16 protein-coding genes are annotated in these 20,154 nt (G+C 38.6%); 8 read left to right on the forward strand and 8 right to left on the reverse strand.

Annotation, left to right across the window (positions count from 1 at the left end; all coding sequences use genetic code 11):
* Nucleotides 1-25: 25 nt before the first annotated feature.
* The 5 genes from F887_RS09060 to F887_RS09040 form a co-directional block, all read right to left on the reverse strand.
* Complete coding sequence (locus F887_RS09060) at nt 26-1,468, reverse strand: DHA2 family efflux MFS transporter permease subunit (protein ID WP_005294102.1); 1,443 nt, start codon at nt 1,466-1,468, stop codon at nt 26-28.
* Nucleotides 1,468-2,658 carry a type III PLP-dependent enzyme gene (locus tag F887_RS09055; RefSeq protein ID WP_005294104.1) on the reverse strand — a complete coding sequence of 397 codons (1,191 nt, stop codon included), beginning with the start codon at nt 2,656-2,658 and terminating at the stop codon, nt 1,468-1,470. The genes F887_RS09060 and F887_RS09055 overlap by 1 nt, the downstream gene beginning before the upstream one ends.
* Nucleotides 2,651-4,429 (reverse strand): IucA/IucC family protein, encoded by a 1,779-nt coding sequence (locus tag F887_RS09050; RefSeq protein WP_005294107.1) that lies wholly within the window; start codon nt 4,427-4,429, stop codon nt 2,651-2,653. The genes F887_RS09055 and F887_RS09050 overlap by 8 nt, the downstream gene beginning before the upstream one ends.
* 43 nt (nt 4,430-4,472) lie before the next feature.
* The gene (locus F887_RS09045) at nt 4,473-6,632 is read right to left on the reverse strand and encodes a TonB-dependent receptor (RefSeq protein WP_005294110.1); all 2,160 of its coding nucleotides are present in this window, start codon (nt 6,630-6,632) and stop codon (nt 4,473-4,475) included.
* A gap of 875 nt (nt 6,633-7,507) precedes the next feature.
* Nucleotides 7,508-8,260 (reverse strand): SDR family oxidoreductase, encoded by a 753-nt coding sequence (locus F887_RS09040; protein ID WP_005294112.1) that lies wholly within the window; start codon nt 8,258-8,260, stop codon nt 7,508-7,510.
* 124 nt (nt 8,261-8,384) lie between these two features.
* On the opposite strand from F887_RS09040, the gene F887_RS09035 reads away from it, so the two are divergent.
* The 3 genes from F887_RS09035 to F887_RS09025 all read left to right on the forward strand — a co-directional run bounded on the left by F887_RS09035 (nt 8,385) and on the right by F887_RS09025 (nt 12,134).
* On the forward strand, nt 8,385-9,281 hold the full coding sequence (locus tag F887_RS09035) for a LysR family transcriptional regulator (RefSeq protein WP_005294114.1): 897 nt from the start codon (nt 8,385-8,387) through the stop codon (nt 9,279-9,281).
* A gap of 339 nt (nt 9,282-9,620) precedes the next feature.
* A complete protein-coding gene (locus F887_RS09030; protein WP_005294115.1) occupies nt 9,621-11,132 on the forward strand; it encodes a hypothetical protein in 1,512 nt (503 codons plus the stop codon).
* A 141-nt stretch (nt 11,133-11,273) separates the two neighbouring features.
* On the forward strand, nt 11,274-12,134 hold the full coding sequence (locus F887_RS09025) for a siderophore-interacting protein (protein ID WP_005294117.1): 861 nt from the start codon (nt 11,274-11,276) through the stop codon (nt 12,132-12,134).
* A gap of 222 nt (nt 12,135-12,356) precedes the next feature.
* Here the strand turns inward: F887_RS09025 and F887_RS09020 are convergent, their stop codons facing one another.
* Nucleotides 12,357-13,286 carry an LpxL/LpxP family acyltransferase gene (locus tag F887_RS09020; protein ID WP_005294119.1) on the reverse strand — a complete coding sequence of 310 codons (930 nt, stop codon included), beginning with the start codon at nt 13,284-13,286 and terminating at the stop codon, nt 12,357-12,359.
* Nucleotides 13,287-13,618: 332 nt separating this feature from the next.
* On the opposite strand from F887_RS09020, the gene F887_RS09015 reads away from it, so the two are divergent.
* From F887_RS09015 to F887_RS09000, 4 genes are all read left to right on the forward strand, one after another.
* Nucleotides 13,619-14,086 (forward strand): DUF2946 family protein, encoded by a 468-nt coding sequence (locus F887_RS09015; RefSeq protein ID WP_005294121.1) that lies wholly within the window; start codon nt 13,619-13,621, stop codon nt 14,084-14,086.
* A gap of 147 nt (nt 14,087-14,233) precedes the next feature.
* On the forward strand, nt 14,234-15,676 hold the full coding sequence (locus F887_RS09010; protein ID WP_005294126.1) for a cytochrome ubiquinol oxidase subunit I: 1,443 nt from the start codon (nt 14,234-14,236) through the stop codon (nt 15,674-15,676).
* The gene (cydB, locus tag F887_RS09005) at nt 15,669-16,673 is read left to right on the forward strand and encodes a cytochrome d ubiquinol oxidase subunit II (protein WP_005294127.1); all 1,005 of its coding nucleotides are present in this window, start codon (nt 15,669-15,671) and stop codon (nt 16,671-16,673) included. Before F887_RS09010 ends, cydB begins: the two co-directional genes overlap by 8 nt.
* Before the next feature lie 345 nt (nt 16,674-17,018).
* Nucleotides 17,019-17,450, forward strand: a complete 432-nt coding sequence (locus F887_RS09000) for an SRPBCC family protein (RefSeq protein WP_005294131.1) — start codon at nt 17,019-17,021, stop codon at nt 17,448-17,450.
* An 80-nt stretch (nt 17,451-17,530) separates the two neighbouring features.
* On the opposite strand, the gene mhpT is transcribed toward F887_RS09000, so the two are convergent.
* On the reverse strand, nt 17,531-18,787 hold the full coding sequence (gene mhpT, locus F887_RS08995; protein WP_005294133.1) for a 3-(3-hydroxy-phenyl)propionate transporter MhpT: 1,257 nt from the start codon (nt 18,785-18,787) through the stop codon (nt 17,531-17,533).
* Nucleotides 18,788-18,947: 160 nt separating this feature from the next.
* On the opposite strand from mhpT, the gene F887_RS08990 reads away from it, so the two are divergent.
* Nucleotides 18,948-19,379, forward strand: coding sequence for a hypothetical protein (locus F887_RS08990; RefSeq protein ID WP_005294134.1), 432 nt, complete (start codon nt 18,948-18,950; stop codon nt 19,377-19,379).
* Here the strand turns inward: F887_RS08990 and F887_RS08985 are convergent.
* Nucleotides 19,374-20,048, reverse strand: coding sequence for a YjjG family noncanonical pyrimidine nucleotidase (locus F887_RS08985; protein WP_005294136.1), 675 nt, complete (start codon nt 20,046-20,048; stop codon nt 19,374-19,376). The two genes, F887_RS08990 and F887_RS08985, sit on opposite strands and share 6 nt — an antisense overlap.
* Nucleotides 20,049-20,154: the final 106 nt, after the last annotated feature.

The raw sequence follows: 20,154 nt of genomic DNA on the forward strand, positions 1-20,154 counted from the left end.
AATTTTATCCTTAATCAAATCCGAATTAATTCATTTGTTCTGATGACATTGAAGCAAAGCCCTCTTCTTCACGGTTTAGAGGAAAGAAAAAGGCAAATGGTAATGTCAAAAGAATAAAAAGGCCTGTAGCCAAAAAAGCTTCACTGATTGCGGTATGCATTGCGAAACTATGAGATGTACCTAGAGTTGTTATTTGATGACTACGAACTTCTAGATATACGGCGGCGATAATGATTGCCACTGAAGAAAAAACACGACGTAAAATATTATTCATTGCAGCACCTTGAGCAATGAATTGTTCTGGTATTGCATTTAAACCCGCTGTAGTTACAGGCATGTATGACAGCCCAATACCAATCCCACGCGCGATCATTAAGGTCATGATGAGCCAAATCGATGCATGGCTATTTAAGCTGCCTAAACTGAGTGTAGCGATACCCGAGATAAATACACCAATCGTAACGATGCCTCTTGGCCCATAGCGATCCAGTGTTTTACCACCCAGATTAACAAACCAGCTTGCTGAAACAGCAGTACATAACAATGCTAAACCAGTCCAAATTGGACTATAGCCCAACACCATTTGTACAAATAAAGGTAATAGAACCAAACATTCGAACATACCAACAGCTTGCGCCACTGCAATCACAACGCTGAAAGAATAACTTTTGATTTTGAAGACTCTTAAATTAAGCAATGGCTGCTGTTTGCTTAACTCGACGATAATAAACAGCAATAAAAATAAAGCCGAAATCATCAAAAATAATGCATTCAGTGGGTCGATCAAGGCGTCCAATGTGCGAATCTGGCTTAAGGTAAACATCAACAGGCCTAGGCCAAAGGTAATGCAGATAAATCCTAACCAATCAAAGCTTACATCTTGCCCCAGCTGTTCTTTTGGCAAAGACTTTAAACCGAAAATAAAGCCAATGATTCCGATTGGAATATTCATGACGAATAACATTCGCCATGAACTAAGTTCTAATAGAATCCCACCGATTAAAGGCCCAACTGCAGGCGCAAGCATAACGGCTGCACCCCATAAGCCTGTGACACGGCCACGTTCATTTTTGGGATAAACTGAGAAAATCAGTGCAAGTGATAAAGGAATCATGAGGCCACTCGAAATGCCCTGTATACATCTGGCAAAAATCACCCACCAAATGCTATTTGCACAGGCACCAAGCAGAGAGCCCACAATAAAGACCATCAAGCCCAATAAATACATGGATCTATTGCCAAATTTTCGGCTGAGATAACCCGTGAGCGGCATGGTCATACCCATGCTGATCATGAAAGCAGCCACAATCCAGCTTGCAGAAATGGGGCCAACACCAAATACATGCATAAATTCAGGAACGGCTGGATTTAACGCACTATTATTCAAGCTTACGGTGGTTGTACCTAATAAAACGCTTAATACGACCAGCCATCGAGGAATAGGTTGTTGTGGAAATACACGCACCATTAGCCCCCAATAAAGATTTGTTGGGGCCGTGGATGACACAAAAAGTCAGCGTGCGAAATGTTATAGCCATATGCTCCTGCTAAAGGGAGAACCAATAAATCGCCAATGTGTACGTTACTCAGTGCTTGGTTTCGACTCAGAATGTCCTTTGGAGTGCATAATTGACCGACGATGTTATAAAGTTTGACGGGTTGGTTCTTGACAGTATTATTCAAGGAAATATGAGAAACAGGATGATCGTGTCCCTGTGCGACTGGTAACCGAAATTGGTGAGTCCCGCCTCGACATACAAGGAAATTTTGTCCATGGCTACTTTTTATATCTAAGACCTGAACAATGTAATAACCACAAAATGCTGAAATAAAGCGACCCATTTCAAAACGGATGAAAGGAACCTGCTCTTGACGAGCAAGTAATTGCTGCAACTCTCCACAAAATAAAGGCCAATCAAATTGTTGGTTATTCAAATAATTAACCCCAATCCCACCGCCTACATTGAGATGTTGAATGGTTTGGGGTTTAGTAGATATTTTTTTCCAAAGCTTCCATTGATGCAGATACCACTCCATCAACTGTAAATGTTTGGATACATCAGTTTGATGAGACATTGCATGTATATGGAAACCGCAAAGACTCAAATGAGGGCTTGTTTCTGTCAGTTGAATCGCTTCAACCAAATCAGCTTCTTCAATCCCAAAAGGTGTTGCGGTACCTGCCATCGACAGTTTCGTGAATAAGTTGTCTGGCAATGATGGATTAATGCGGATCAATATGTTTTGAACAATTCCTGATTCTCCCGCAATCTGGTTTAGCCGTTGGATTTCATGCAGACTTTCCACATGAATAAACTCCACACCATGTTGTATTGCCAAGCGTAAATCTGAATCTAATTTGCCTGGCCCAGAAAAAATAAAAGGCTTATTCGATTCGCATTGCTGAACTTTTGATATCTCTCCACCAGAAGAAATTTCAAACCCGTCTATAACAGGCGCTAAGGTATCCAGAATTTCTTTTTCACTATTGGCTTTAATTGCATAATAAAGTGAGACACTTTCAGGTAAAACCGTGACCAACTTATAGACATGCTGTTTTAAGGCATCCAAGTCATAAGCAAATAATGCAATAGGATCGTCATGAATTGCTTTAGCCTTTAAGGCTTTATCGACAATACGCTGAGAAATATCAAACATAAGACTTTTCCCAAGGTGATTTTAATTCTACATAGCCAGCTTTACGATCAGCTTCGGCTGCGAGACGTACCTTAAAATTAGTCTTACAATGAATTGGCCCACCACTTAATAAGTCATCAAGTTCAGGTGTTGGTTTTCGTAGTTCTGTTCGAATCGTTTTGAGTTCGTCTTGTACGATATCCCACATCTTTGTTGCTAAAGTTGGACGCTTCCAGGTCAACGCAAGAATAGCTTCAGATATGTTATTCACGAATAAACAGTAACAAACACGTTGCCACCCATTATGTCTAGAATATTCCATTGACTGTTGAACTCTAGGATGAATCTGCTTATTTGCGATTAGATTCATACCAATATCTGACGTTAATTTAACCCCTTCAAAATCTCTTAATAATATTTTTTTAGGTTGGCCTTGTTGATGCACCAAAACCGTATTTTGTAAATGAGGCTCCATAACGATGCCATGGTTATAGAATAAATATAAAACTGGACGTAAAAGTAAGGTCTGATATTGTCTAAACCAGTTCAGCAAGTCCTGTTCTTGTAAATTTTTAGTGGAAGCCTCTTCCAAGAACCCTAGAATATTAGGCGTTAAGTTGGTAGAGCGGCCAAAAACTGTACCTGCAAGTAGGCAACTTTGTTCCCCTTCTTTTTTACAAAAGTTTCGACGTAGAATGATTCCAGTCTGTTCTTTAAACCAGTTTCTATCTTCTGCTTGAGCGTCTGAGGGACACCAACATAAAACAGCAGGTTCTTCTACGGGTTCAAAGCCACCTAATGTGTCCATTTGGTTGGACATTAATTCTTTAAAAATGGCATCAATTAAAATTGTGCTTTCTAATTCATACCAAGCATTTTTTCTTACACAGTTTGTGATACGGACATGCAAAGATCCTTTGATGAAATAATCATGCTGTGGTGAAAACCATGTTCGTATAGAAGCCGTTGGATAGAATGGATGACCTTTACAGCCCAGATCTTTAATCACACCAAGTTTAAGTAAATGCTGAGTACGAGCGTCTGAAATAAATAATTTGGCTTGTACAGGATGAAGAGCAATAATCGCTTTCTCCGTTTTTGTATTGCTTTGATCTGTGACTCCCGAAAGGACTTGGTTATCATCTAGACCATTTGCTTTAATCCACAAGTCGGACTTATTCACTTCAAATTGATGAAGAGCTGAACAACAGCCAAATTCAGGTGAATATTGCAATTGATCTGTAACCAATGACCAGAGTCGAGCTTTAGGTGCAGGATGGGTCGGATGTCCAAACCATAAGGCTTGCTCACTCCGTCTATAGTTCTCTAAGCAATTCTGCTTTTCTTTGCTTGCATAGTTATAAATTTTCTCTTTGAGTGCCCTGCTCTCAAAAATCTGCTCAATTAACTCATTATTTTTTTGTCCCGTAGCATCACTACAACTCTCGACTAAGGCAATAACAAATTGTCCAAAATCTAAATATTGCCAAATATCCTGATTCTGCTTTCCATAAATATCTGATAAATAATAGTGACTTCCTAAACAATCTTGTCGATCAACAAGAATAAAGAACTCCTGTAAATTGGGCATCTTAATATAAAGAGGAGTTCCCTTCACAATTTCGCCATTAAAGAAAACACCAATTGGGATTCCACGCATGTCTTCTGGCCACTCGTACTTTACCAGCGACATTGGGAGAGCAAACTCTTTAATTAGACAGTTTAATAAAGCGTGTGAGGCGGCTAAGTCACCAATCAAATTTGATCTTGAGGGACTACTCAACTGTTTCATACTAACTCCTTATTCTTAAAGATTTTATATAATGAATTCTTTATTAAAATTTAATGGAGTAACCTAAGGTAAGGGTTCTACCTCGACCTGCAAAATAACGTTTAGGCTCATTCAGTGCGCTTTGGGAATAATATGTAATGTAGTCTTTATCTAATAAATTTGAGACAGAAACACTGGCAGTCCCTTTCGGTAATTGATATGCAACCACACCATCAACCAAGGTATAACCACCAAAATTAAGATTTGGATCATCAAAGTTCTTTTCAAATGCATGATTAATTTGAAGATATGAGCTTAATTTATCTGTCCAATCGGTTCCCCAACTGGCAACTAGTCGATTTGGTGCAATGCTTAGACCATCCATACGACTATCTAAGGAACCATTTTCATCACTATCGTATTTACCTTGGGTATATGAATAAGATAATTTCAAATTATGATTTTTGAGTTGATGACTCACACTGGTATCGATCCCTCTGATTCTGGTTTTTTCACGAGCCATCAGGAATGCTCGTGTTTCAGGATCATATTTTGAACGGTCACCAAAATCTGAACTGGATTGAAACAGACTTAAATCAAAGCTGGTATCCCCAAACTTGACCCGAGTTCCCGTCTCAATATTTTCGGTAAGTATAGGCTCAAGATTGCTTAAATTTTGAATACTTAACCCAGGCGTATTAATGGCCCGCAATGCTCGACCAACATCTGGCATGCCAAACCCTTCACTATAATTTGCGAAAAAGGTCAATTCATCGAGTGGTGAATATACGATGCCAGCATTGAACAAATTCTTCTCAAAATCTAACTTCCCACCTTGAACAAAGGTATTGTTATAGCGAGCAAGTGTTGTATAACTATCTGTTTCTAATGTTGAAATCTCACGACGTGCGCCTGCATGCAACGACAAGTTATCTAATACTTTTACTTCTGCCTGTACAAATGGTGAATAGCTTTTATATCGAGAAACAGGAACATAGGTTCTATTGGTGCTATAAAGATCCTGCTTACCCTTGTCGTAAAGCGTATCGAGGCCAAGTGTCAGCTTGAGATGGTCTTGGAATAAATTGTCTTTAATCAGACTCAGTTTACTACCAAATTTTGATCCAACAGATCGGGACTGATCATACAAGGTGCCATTGGGGGCAATACGTGGGTCTTGAAATGTAGGAGAGTTGTCGGCTCCAAATAGACCTTCAAACTCTTGATTAAAAGCCATGACATTCAGCTTCATTCCAGCCAAATTATTATGTTCATAACTGATACTTGAGGTCCAAACATCATTATGAGGAGCAATTCCAGGCGGCGTCTGTTCTATAGACGTCGTTGGTAGACCTGCATTGCGATCTCCTGTAACCGCTGTATAGTTATTTTCCCCTTTGATTTGATAACGATTTACACTCGCTTGAACACGTTGATCATCATCTATTTGATAACCCAATTTAGCGAGTATGTTATACATGCGCGAATCCATTAAATCGCCCTGGGTATTATCAACACCGATTGGACGTCCCTTTCCATCAATATATAAGCCTTGATCCTCGTAACTCATGGACAGTAAATAGTCGAAATTGTTATTGCGCCCATTCACGCTATAGTCAGTTTTATAATTGAGTGTGTCAGAGCTGAGCTGATCTGTGGGCATCGTTGTCTGAACATTCAATGATTGATTAATCTCGCCATCTTCTGGGCGTTTGGTAATAATATTAATTACCCCGCCTGTTGCACCAATACCATTGGTTGCATTGGCCCCTTGAATGACTTCAATTCGATCAACCATGGAAAAATCAAGTGTATGTACTTCTCTGCCCGTTGGGCGCAATGGATTTGATTGAGGTACGCCATCAGTCATAATCAATGGGGTTCTTCCCCTTAGTGTCTCACCACTGCCATTCATTTTGCCCCGACTCGGTGTATACGATGGTAATAAATTACTCAGGACATCCGATGAGTTAGAAGAAATCGCCAACTGTTTTTGTATATCTTCTTTTTTTAGAACAACAATGGTTTGAGGTGCTTTGTTTTGCTCTACTTCAGAACGGGAAGCCGAAATAACAATCGGTTTTAACTTTTGAACTGAGTCTTTTTCCATTTCATCATGATTTTCAGCATAGGCATAATGACTAAAAATTAAAGGAGTCAGTAGAAGTAAAGAATGTTTTTTTCTTAACGGAAGAGTTAAAGATCGAAAAAAGCGTTTTTCCACAATAATAACCACCAAAAAATTAAAACGATTACAAGTGCTCTAAATTTAAGCCAATGAATTTATAATCAGCAGATTTTTTCAATACGGCTGTCTACTTTCCATGAACTGATTATTTATGAGACTTAATTTGCGCTTTCAAGGATAAAAGTATTTCGCGAATGCTAATTACTCTCATTTGGGTTGTCAATTTCGAAAATCTCCATTTTTATTTTATTCTTTGCTGATTTTTATTATCAAATTTAATAATATTTAATTGGGTAAAGTGATATTTTTTTTCAAATTATATAGTTAATAAAAATTTTGGTTCAGAATAGATAAGATTTTAAGGTTAAATTTGTATTGTAAAATAAAGTTAATATATGTAATTATTGTTAATAATTAAATGTCCCCTTTTGTTAGAAATTTTAAATAAATAATTTATATAAAACAAATGTTTAATTTATTTAATTTTTTATTTAACCGATCTTTTAAATAAAGATAATTATCTGAAATTACTTGATTTAAATTTAAAAAAACTATTTTTTATTAAATTTAATTTCCTGAAATGATAAATTTAAAGCTAATTTTGAACGAAACTATTAATATTCATGGTGGTATAGAATTTACATTATTGTAAATATTGTCTTTATTTATAATTTATTTTTATGATTTTATTTTAGGTTTCTTATGAATGATTGCGCGTAATAATCATAATAAAAATTTATAAAATTTTTCATCTCATAACTGTACTAAAGAATCTAAGAAAACTTATCTGATAATAATTTCATATTTTTAATAAGTCGGTATTTTTATTCCATCTATCGATTGATTTATATGTATAATGAATGGTTTAGCCGAAGCATTAAATGATTGAGCTTCGGCTAAACGAACTCCGTTTATACAATTCCACCATTCACTCGAAGTACTTGGGCATTTACCCAGTTACTTGCATCGCTAACTGCAAAATCTAAAACGGCAGCAATATCTTCTACTGTGCCTAAACGCTCTAAAGGTGCAGCTTTACTGAGTTGTGCAATTAGCTCATCACTTTTGCCTTCTAGGAAAAGTTCGGTTGCTGTCGGTCCTGGTGCAATTGCATTTACGGTAATATTTTTACCCCTTAGTTCTTTGGCTAGAATCGCCGTTAAGGATTCAATCGCTGCTTTTGATGCTGCATAAATACCATAACCTTCGAGTTTCAGCCCTACAACACTGCTGGATAAATTGATAATTTTACCGCCGTGTGCCATTCGTTTTGCAGCTTCACGCATGGTATAGACAGGGCCCTTTATATTGATTGCCAAAATTTGATCAATACTTTCATCATCGAGCTGTTCAATCTTATTTAATCGTAATATTCCAGCATTGTTTATCAGTACATCCACTCGGCCGTAGGTTTGGATCGCATAATCAAATAATTGAGTCACTTCATTTGATTGGCTGATATTTGCTTTAAAGGCAGATGCCGTTCCACCAGAGGCTTGGATCTTGGTGACCACAGCATTGGCCTCTTGTTCGTTATTGGCATAATTAACAATGATCGTATGGCCTTGTTGAGCCAATAAGTTCGCTGTAAAAGCACCAATTCCTCGAGAAGCGCCTGTAATTAAAATAATTTTCTTTTGGTTTGCATGCACAGTTGTGTTCATTTAAGACCTCATCGAATGAAATTTACCATTTAATAAGTTCTATGATACTGTTCAGATATACTTGGATAATCTAGCTAATTCTGACATCTTTATCCGAATAAACCGAACAAAGGGCTTAAGCGCGATGGATAAATTAAATGCGATGTCTGCTTTTATACAGGTTGTAGAACAGCAGAGCTTTACCAAGGCAGCACAAATCCTGAATTTACCTCGCTCTACATTGACTGACGCAGTTAAGCAATTAGAAACACAGTTGAATACACGCTTGTTATTTCGAACCACACGTCAGGTTAGACTCACTGATGAAGGGAAAATTTACTACGAGCGTTGTAAGTACATTCTGGCTTATATCAATGAATCGGATCATGATTTTCTACATGCAAAACCTCAAGGAACACTAAAAATAGAAGTACATGGTATTTTTGCCAGCTATTTTATTATGCCCAAATTGCATGAATTCCTATCCGAGTTTCCTCAAATTCAACTGCAACTGACTGAAAGCGATCGTTATGTTGATGTCATTAAAGAAGGAATTGATTGTGTTATTCGGATTGGACAACTCAATAACAGTGATTTAATTGTCAGGCATCTTGGCGAGATTCAACAAATTACCTTGGCGAGTCCGCAATACTTAGAAAAATACGGAACACCTCAAACGTTGGCAGATCTTAATGATCATTTTATGGTTGGGTTTTATTCAACAGCTCGACAGAAACCGCTACCACTTGAGTTCATCGTTCAGCAGCAAATGGAATTGCATGATTTGCCATATATGATTCAAGTCAATGGAGCACATACTTATTCATCCGCAGCTAAACAGCATTTTGGCATTATTCAAGTCCCGCACTACGCCCAAACATGCGAATTGGAGCAAGGAAAGCTATGTCAAATTCTAGAAAACTATCCTGTTCCGTCGCTTCCAGTTTCTCTGCTCTATGCTTCAAAAACATTGGTTTCACCTCGACAAAAAGTCTTTATTGAATGGATCGTCCAATTATTTAAGGATCACCCTTTAAGCTGATTCTGAGCTTTTAGGTGCCGAAAATTGAAATTTTATAAATATTGTTTTGCGAATGATCAAGCTTGTTAAACCTAACTTAAGTGTGCATGAAGTAATATTTTACCTGTCTAGAAAAATGACAGAAATGCCATAATTGAAATATACTCAATTGTATTTGTTCGATTTTTAAATCTTATTTGATTTTTCAACACGACTTTTTATGTTTTAAAAACACTTGAAATTGCAGTTTTTTCGCTATTTTGTATTTCATTGTTTCGCTTTATTCTGAAATTTACACTGAATAAAGCATAGAGCCACACTAGTTTTTGAATTTTTGATTCAGAAGATGGGAGCAATGAATTGAGCAATACATTACAGTCTAAAATCGATGGAATACAATTCCCCATTAAATCTGGCAAAAAGACGCCTAGTACCACCGACACAGCAAAGAAAATTTTATATGCCGCACTGAAAAGTGTCGATTCTCCTTATGCATCGCAACTCACGGCTGAAAAAAATTGGAGAAAGAAATATCCGGTTTACTTTCAAGAGTTGGTTAAATCTGGCATCACATCGGTCAATCATCCTTTGCTCATTGCCCAACATGGACTGGATACAGCCAAAGAACTGTTTAGATTTAATCGAGAGACACAACAGTCTTCTTTGCAACAAGCCATGGTCGATATTACCGATCAGCCATTTGAAAGCTATGTCTTAAAAGGTTCTGGTCCTTCCGAGGTTGAACCCTGGTTTATTCCTTTCGCGGGTAAAAAACTACAGGGTCAAGCATTATCGGAGCAAATTGATCGTTGGGAAACACAACGAATTATTGAGCCTAGCCATGCTAAAGCATTACGTTTGTTGCAAGCTCATCCTGAATGGTTTGATTTATCTACACGTACTATGGTGTTATTTGGCGCCGCATCTGAAGCAGGACCACTCAGCTGGCTTGCAAAATGGCGTGCCAATATCGTTGCTATTGATTTACCTCACCCAAAAATCTGGGAAAAAATCACCCAAACTATTCAGCAAGGTAATGCCACATTAATCGCGCCACAAATCACTTTGGCAAATGGTGACAAACAGCTTGGTGCGAATTTATTGACTCAAACACCCGAAATTGCCAATTGGCTCAATACCTTTACTGAAACTTTAGATTTGGCTGGTATTGCTTATTTAGACGGTGAAAAACATGTGCGTGTTTCGATCGCCATGATTAGCATCATGGAACAGGTCAGCCGCCAAAAACCAGACAGCAGCATCATGTTCATGCTCACCCCCACCGATATCTATGCGATTCCTAAAGCTGTGGTGCAATCGATACAACAGAAAATTATACAGCGTCCTATTCTAGAAAAGATCCTGACTCGGTCTATTCATAATATTTCGTTATCCAACTTTTTCCAATCCAATACCAAGCAGCTGATTGAATCAGATAATGGTCAACAGTACGGTATTTCTGATTGTATGGTGATTGAACAAGGGCCAAATTATGCATTGGCTAAACGACTGCAACAGTGGTTTGCCATCAGTACACGTGCACGTGGCCAAAAGACGGTCATTAATATTGCACCTTCGACCACAACTCATTCTGTTGTGAAAAATCCAATCCTCAAAGCAGCATTCTCTGGAGCTGACTTGTTCAAGGTTGAAACCTTTAGCCCTGAAACCACCAATGCCATTATGGCCGCACTTTGGGTACATGATTTAAACAATCCTGATAGCGCAACCAATCCTGAAAAATCATTGGACCACCCATTGGAACTCATTATGGAGAATGCTAACCATGGTGGACTTTGGCATGTTCCATATTTAGCCAGAACCGCTTTACCCTTTGCTGCTGCGTATGGCTGGATACGAGAAAAGTTTTAACAGTACCCACTTGTATTCCACAACTAGAGAATAAACAAGTTCTCTAGTTTTTAGATCTTTTTAAGCGATCTAATTGCAAATAATTATCATTATCATGCATAATGGGTGAAATTTCACTTAATAATGTTGAGTAAATTGATAATGACTACGCAAAATCAAATTTCAAATGATAAAAATATACTTAAACAAAATGATCACATGAGAAATCTGGAACATATTGAAATGACCATTACAGCCATTTCAAGACCGTTCCCAAGTATCCTACGCGTACATGGCAAAATTGATACTCATCAGCCTGATTTATGGGATAAGCCGAATTTAGCTGTTCGTTTAGGGGTTTCTCAAAACGATGAGGATGCCTCTTTAACACGTGTTTATACCATTCGTTCATTTGATCGAGACAAATATGAAGTTGAAATTGATCTGATTGAACATGAGGATGAAAGTCCTGCGATGCAGTGGGTACATACTGCAAAAATAGGTACAAAAACTCAATTAATCGGACCAAGACCGCACTTTGTTCCAAATTTTGATGAGAAAAAGCATGTGCTCATGTTTGCGGATGAAACTGCCCTTCCAGCACTTTATTCCATCCTAAAATCTTGGCCAACTGATGCCAGTGCAGATATCTTTGTTGAGAGTTCGGAACCTCATATCCTTGCATATCTCCCTAAATGCTTAAAAGTACAAATGCATTTATTACTTCGAGAAGGTCAAGATCAAGCTGGTAAAATGGGGCTGCTGCTTAAAGCGGCTTATCAATTTAAGCAAATGAATAACATTACAGTCTGGGCTGCATGCGAACGTAATGAAGCTAGAGCAATCCGTCAATTTTTCGTAGAAGAAAAATCGCTCGCTAAAAAAGATGTACAGGTCACTGGTTATTGGAATGTTGGTCTTTCCAGTACAATACTAGATAAGGTACGACTTGAGTATTATCAAAAACATATTGATGCAGGAAAGACTTTAGAAAGCTTCGATGACTTAGACATGCCTGTTTAGTTTGATGATGCTTTACAGGTTTGGGGCTGTTCAAGTTTGAATGTGAAAGAATAGACAGATAGTCAAAATTAAAACGATTTTTACGTCTTCAAAACAGATACAGGGATTGAATACTTCAGCGCATAAGCTCTATTTCTTTATCGATTGAATGATGCATTGTCAAAGCATTCAGATCAATATAGATTTTTGAAATAGAGCTTCTCTTATCTATGAAAAACTGAGTTAATAAATTTTCTCATACCCCGCAGGTCTCGTTTTAAAACGACGATGAAACCACATATATTGTGTAGGGTACATTTTTATCTGATTCTCAATCACTAAATTGACGCGTGTCGCATCTTCAAGCTCATCCAGACTTGGGAAGTTTTCTAAAGCAGGTTCTAGTACAACATGATATTGAGGATTTCTAATATCGCCATCACGATAAAAAAATAAAGGAATTGCCGAAGCTTTTGTAATTTTAATCAACCGTCTATGTGCTGTGACCGTTGCAGCTTCTATCCCAAAAAATGGCGCCATGACCCCTTGCTTTAAGCCAAAATCTTGATCTGGACTATACCAAATCGCATGTCCATTCTTCAGATTTGAAATCAATCCTTTCATGTCATCTTTAGAAATCTGATTTTGATAAATTGTAGCTCTACATCGACTAATTAACATATCAAGCAGAGGATTATTTTGAGGTCGGTAAACAACATCTAAGTTGAAAAAACAGCCACATACATAACCACCTGCATCTAAGAGCGTGGTGTGTGTTCCTAAGAGTAATATCCCTTTTCCTTCCGAAGCTTTAAGATGCTCTAAGCCCCTGATGTGCATTCGATTCTTAAACCAATGCGGGCTGTACCAAGCATTTAATGCTTCAAATAGCCCTAACATCATATTAAAGAATACTTGCTTCGCTTCTTGCTGTATTTGGGCTTCACTTTTATCTGGAAAGCAGATTTCCAAATTTTTAATTGTGGTTTTACGTCTAGATTTGAGCGCTTTCCAAGCCAACTTAGATAGAATGTCAGCTAGCCGCCATTGTATTGCCCACGGAAGAATGGCAAATATCATTAAAATAATTAAAGCAACCCAGATTCCCCAATATTTCGGTCGTAAAAATGACCATTGAAACTCCCCTGCCTTAGATTTCCGTTCATACGTCATAGCGGCTGTTTCTTAAGAAAAACTCATCAGCCTAACATACCTAGATTATTTGTGTTATTTATATCTCAGATATTCAAGTCTAATTTTGAGTTCAATTTTAAAGGATGAATCAAAACAAAAAATTGATTTAAATATGCTCAGCACTCATCAAGAAAATTAGTCTTCTTCCCGAAATTAAAGCCCATAATTTAAACATCATATGCTTGATAAATATTTAAAATGTATACAAGTACAGCTATTTTTATTAAAACGTTAATTATTACTTTAAAAAAAGGATTTCTTTGTTATAGTGTTTCTCCAATGATTTCCAGAAAGAGATCAATCGGGTGCTGATGATTGGAAGATTGCTAGCCTTCTATGCAATCTTTTTACAACTCGCTGTGTTCTTACAGCCATTACTGCCAGAGAAATATCAAGTTTCTCCAGTATGTGAAACTATTGCCCAAGTTTTGTTGCAAGCCCCGCACTCCGCTTCTGCATCCCATGATCATCATGTAACGACTCAGCATCACCATGTGTTGAGTCCACAACATGATATGGAACATATACACCCAACTCTTTTAGCTGAAGCGAAAACGTCATCTGCTCATCACCACCATGATGCAAATCATCAATGTCAATATTGTGTGGTGTATAGCCATATTTTGCCGTTACCAGATATTGATCTAAGACACGTTTTGGTCAGGATTCAGGTTCGTTTTCTCGCCTTTATTGAAAACTATTTCCATGTTTTCTTTCAGCTACAGCAACTCTTTCTTACCCCTCAAGGTCGAGCGCCCCCAGTTTTACTATCACTCTAACTTGAAGCTCAAAACGTTTAAGTTTTGAAAAAACTTATATATTCAAGAGATTATAGTAATGTTTCCTTTTTCTAATCATACTCTTCGTTGGGTAGAGCCTCATACAGCTGGCAATTTATCCCATCAAGGAAAAGATGAGGTGCTGTCATGACTTTAGGTTTTACTGCACTCGAATTGGCGAGAATACAATTCGCTTTTACCGTATCGTTTCATATTATTTTCCCTGCAATCTCTATCGGGCTGGCCAGCTTCTTAGCTGTTTTGGAATGGCGTTGGTTACGTACCAAAGATCCAATTTATAAAGATCTGTTTAAGTATTGGGTCAAAATCTTTGCTGTCGCCTTTGGAATGGGCGTGGTTTCAGGCGTGGTGATGAGCTATCAGTTTGGAACCAACTGGAGTGAATTTTCACGAATTGCTGGTAGTGTTACGGGGCCTTTGCTCACCTATGAGGTCTTAAGTGCTTTCTTCTTGGAAGCGGGTTTCCTTGGCATCATGTTATTTGGTTGGGGACGTGTCAGTCCCAAAGCGCACTTCTTTGCCACGTTGATGGTTGCCATCGGCACCTGTATTTCCATGTTCTGGATTTTATCCTCGAACAGCTGGATGCAGACACCGCAAGGCTTTACCATTGAGAATGGCATTATTGTGCCGACAGATTGGTGGGCAATTGTGTTTAACCCATCTTTCCCTTATCGATTAGTCCATATGGCGATTGCGGCCTTCATGGTTGCAGCTTTATTGGTCGCGGCAACCGCCGCTTGGCATTTGCTCAAAGGTCGCCGTGATGCATTGGTCAAGACCTCATTCTCTATGGCAATGTGGCTCATCCTGGTCTTAGCCCCCTTACAAGTATTTGTTGGGGACGCACATGGTTTGAATACTTTAGAACATCAACCTGCAAAACTTGCAGCGATGGAAGGTCATTGGGAGACCAATTATGATGAAGGGATGCCGCTCTATCTGTTTGGTATTCCAGATATGCAAGAAGAACGCACTAAATATGCCATTGCAATTCCAAATCTTGGTAGTCTGATTTTGACTCATTCTATGGATGGCACGGTCAAAGGCTTAAAAGACTTCGCCCCTGAAGATCGACCAAATTCAACCATTGTGTTCTGGAGTTTCCGTGTCATGGTGGGCTTAGGTATGCTCATGCTTTTGCTTGCCTTCACTGGGGCTTGGCTCAGAAAAACGGGTAAACTTTTTGAAAATAAATGGTTTCACCGCTTTGCTTTAGTCATGGGGCCATCAGGATTTATTGCTGTACTCGCAGGTTGGTTTACCACTGAAGTTGGTCGTCAACCTTGGGTGGTCTACGGGGTAATGCGGACCAAAGATGCACTTTCTCCTGTTTCAGCAGAACAAGTCGGTCTCACCTTGATCATTTTCGTGGTGGTGTACTGTGTTGTTTTTGGAATTGGGATCTATTACATGCTGAAATTGATGCATAAAGGTCCTGAATTTATCGAAGCGATTGATCTTGAACCCGCAGGTCATGGACATTTCAAAACACCGATGCGTCCTTTAAGCGCGGTTGATGAAACCATTGATACACAAGATCCAAATAAGGAGAAACACCATGATTGATCTTTCTCTGATTTGGGTGGGTATTATCGGACTTGGTGTATTGATCTATGTCATTCTGGATGGTTTCGACCTCGGTATCGGAATACTGTTTCCCTTTATTAAAAACAGCGAAGAACGTGATGTGATGATGAACACCGTCGCGCCTGTCTGGGATGGCAATGAAACTTGGATGGTCCTCGGTGGTGCTGGCTTGTTCGCAGCTTTTCCGTTGGTCTATTCAACCGTCCTTTCAGCGTTGTACATGCCCATTACCTTGATGGTGATTGCACTGATTTTCCGTGGCGTTGCCTTTGAGTTTCGCTTTAAAGCCAATCGAACCAAACATTTATGGGATCAAGCCTTTATTTGGGGTTCAATTCTCTCCAGCTTCCTGCAAGGCGTGATTCTAGGTGCTTATATTCAGGGTATTCAAACCACCAATGGCATTTTCTCAGGTTCAGGTCTAGATTGGTTAACACCTTTCGCGCTGTTTACAGGGCTTGGTGTAGTGGCCATGTATGCAGCACTGGGTTGTGGCTGGCTGATTATGAAAACTGACCATGAATTACAGGACAAAATGTACCGTTTAATGCCGAAGCTGATCATACTTCTGTTTGTGGTATTTGCAGGTGTCAGTCTGTATACCCCACTGACACATCCTGAAATTGCAGCTCGTTGGTTTGCTCTACCGAATCTACTGTATTTTAGTCCTGTGCCCATTTTGGTGTTGTTATTTACGGCGTTGATTCTTCAAGCCTGCAAAACACGTCAAGACTTTAAGCCTTTTATCTACACCTTGGCCTTGGTGTTCTTGGCTTTCACTGGCTTTGTGATCAGCCTGTGGCCGAATATCATTCCACCCTCAGTTACGATCTGGGAAGCGGCAGCACCCCATTCCAGTCAGAAGTTCGCGCTTGTGGGTGCTGTGATTCTGATCCCGGTTATCATTGCCTATACCATTGTTTCCTACTGGGTATTTCGAGATAAGGTCCGTGTCGGTGATGAAGGCTATCACTAGGAGTGTCATCAAATGAAACTATCTAAAACACAATGGTTTATTGTTCTTTGGTTGGCAGGGTTTCTAGGTTTGTTATTGATCGCAATGTTTTTTAGAGTCTTATTAAAACTCGCCTACTAAGTTGAATTTCCTTGTTATATAAAAAGGCGATGTCGAGACATCGCTTTTTTTTATACAGCAATAAACCAGTTGCTCTAGCGCTTCGCAACATTGCACTTAGTCAGCAAACTGAGCATACGATAAAGCTCTAATTTCCGACCAAGGAAAGTGCCGCAATTTTTAAAAGCATGCTAACATTCAAAAACTGACAATACATCATGTCAATTTATTTAGAGGGATTCCAATATGCTAAAAACACAACAGGTTAAGGTAATACAAGAATTCAATGCACCCGTAGATAAGGTCTTTGCCGTTCTCAGTGAGCATGAAAATTTAAGTAAAATATTTGCACCTGCTAAAATCACACGAATAAATGATGGTAAAGATGCACGTAATGGTGTGGGTTCAGCGCGGAAACTTTCAATTCCTTTAGCGCCTTCATTTGTTGAAACAAACTTGGTTTACCAAGAAAATGAATTAATTGAATATGCGATTACGAGCGGAATTAGTCCGATTAAAGCGCATCGCGGCGTGATGAAGTTTAGCGATTTAGGCAATGGTCGAACTCGCTTAGATTACACCATCAGCTTTAAGGGACGACTGCCTTTTATTGGTCCAATTATTAAAGCTGCGCTGCAAAATGGTATCAATCGAGGTCTTAAAAAACTGAAGTTTTAATTCTAAGCTGCTCTGTAATCTGTAAAACTTGACGGTGAAATGCGCAACATCAACCGTCAAGTCGTAGTTCTATGTATGAATTAAGATGTTGCTGTCTCAAGCGATTCTTTTCTATTAGCGGAATGTTCTGGCTTACGCAGCAAAATCAATGCAGATATTGCGGCCAATAAAATCATTGGAATACTGGATGCGATGACAACAATCTCACTTTGTCCTGTACCTAGTAAATAGCCTGCCACTAACGGACCTGCAAAAGCACCTAGTCTTCCAATCGCAACGGCTGCGCCGACTCCGGTTCCTCTCATTTCCGTTGGATAATACTTGGCTGCTAGCGTGTATAAAATGGACTGACAGCCAATCACAAACATCCCGCACCCTGTTGCAAATATGATAAAGCTAGATGCGCTATTGGAATAAGCAAGTCCAATCAGCGAGAGCAGAATGCCACTATATACACTTGCGACAATAACGAACTTATTCAATCGATCCAGCATGAAACCTAAGATGAGTACCCCGATTGATCCACCTAGATTAAATCCAATTTGAATATAACTGGCTTGTTCTTTGTTTAGGCCTAGACCAGAAATAAGCGTCGGTAACCAGTTTTGAAATAACGCAAGTACCAATAGCGTACCAAAGAAACTGATCCAAAGGCTGGACGTGATCAAGACACGTGGTTTAGCGAATAAAACTTCAATTACACTTTGCTTTTTACTCTGCGGTTGTGTGCTTCTAACAAGGTAGGCTTTGGATTCTGGTAACAAGAAAATAAGAATAGGTACCAGCAGTAAAGGTGCAATACCACCTATATAAAAAATATGTCGCCATTCATGATCGGCTGTTAAAGATAAAGCAACAACTGAGGTTAAAACGCCACCTATTGGCATACCACAGTACATGATACTCACTGCGGTTGCTTTGTATTTTTCAGATACTGCTTCAGAGACCATGGTGATCACGATGGGTAATGCACCCCCCATGCCCAAGCCAGTCAAAAAACGAACCAGAAGTAAGGTATTTAAATCTTTAGCAAAAGGCGTTAACAGTGACATAAAACCAAAGATAGCAATGCAGAAGATAAAAACTTTTTTGCGTCCAATCGCATCGGCTATTCGCCCTGCAATCAATGCACCAGGTAATGTTCCTAAAACAGCAGCACTAAAGACCCATCCCATCTGGGTACTATCAAGTAACATCTCTGCTTTCATTCGTGGTGCAGCAACGCCCATCGACTGTAAATCAAAACCTTCAATAATGGCAAAAATGAAACATAAGACTAATGTAATGATCATGCCAATTTTTGATGACTTTGATGCGATTTCAGCATCTTTTAACATTCCTATCTTCCTTTTTGATTATTCGAATTTATAATCCCTTATACGCTGTACGCATTTTTGGCCTATTTTTAGCGCATGTAAAAGACTAGCAGAGCAGATTGAGTTACGAAATTCAAAATTAATTTATGCAATATGTAATTAAAATGCATTGAGGGTGTTTGTGAAATATAAAAAGATTATCATTCTAAAATCATTATTACTTGCTCCTCTTCCCTTTCTCGTTATCATTGCATTCCTCTTTATCGTGATAAATAACGAATTTAAACTTTATTCGATACTGACGGTGATTGCAGCACACCTGCTCGTTTATCTTGCCTATTGTATCTTAACTGTTCCATTTTCCTTTCTATTCTCTGTCATTCTCAATCGTTACCAATATCTGAATTTTTTCTCTATCTGTTTAAGCTCACTACTTATCGCAGCACCGTTTTTGATATTGTTGAGCTGGGCTCATACAGGTCAAGTCACTCAACGATGGTGGTTGATCTATCAAGACGGTTTTTCCTTATTGTTCGCTCTTATTCCTGCGGTCTGTTACTGGCTGATTTTGATTAATCTTAAATCTCATCAGCCAGATCATCTTGATTTATAAAATTTTTGCTAAATCAGATAGATGTTGAATTGTATGGGTAAGATTTAAATCATAACGATTGGGTAAATTCTTAGGGTTGTACCAACAGGTCGAGATCTCACAGGATGCCGCCCCTTTCATATCAGCTTCTAAACTATCGCCAATGAATAAAACTTCTTCTTTCGCGATATTACTTCGACGCAGACAGATTTCAAAAAAACGTTGATCTGGTTTTTCATATCCGATGTCATCTGAAATAAACAAATCAGAAAAATGTGATAACAGCCCCGCAAGGCCCAAACGTGACTTTTGTTGATTCAGAAAACTATTGGATGCTGCAAATAGCTTATATTTTTGGCTCAGGTACTGAATTACGTCAGCAGCCCCATCCTCAAGTGTATGTTCTTTGGCTAAATTTCCTTGGAAAGTATCTCGAAAATGATCATGATCTAATTCGATATTTAAAGCCAAAAATAATTCTTTAAATCGATAATCAATCACATTCTGTACAGTAATTTGACCTAACTTCTGTTTTTCCCATAACTGATGATTAATATTTTTATAAGTAGAATAGGTCAAATCATCATGTTGTAAATTAAACTCTCCAAACGATTTCACAAATGCAGAACGGTTGGCTACACTAAAATCAAGCAAAGTATCATCAATATCAAAGAATATAGCTTTATACATCTCAGCAATCTTACAACCGAAGCAAATAGTGAAATAATTTTATTATACCGATAGATAAAAGAGCAAGCCGCCTAGGGCTGCTTGCTCATTGGTATTGAGTTCTGTC

Origin of the sequence: Acinetobacter sp. NIPH 2100, from assembly GCF_000369805.1 — a bacterium.
Lineage (GTDB): Bacteria > Pseudomonadota > Gammaproteobacteria > Pseudomonadales > Moraxellaceae > Acinetobacter.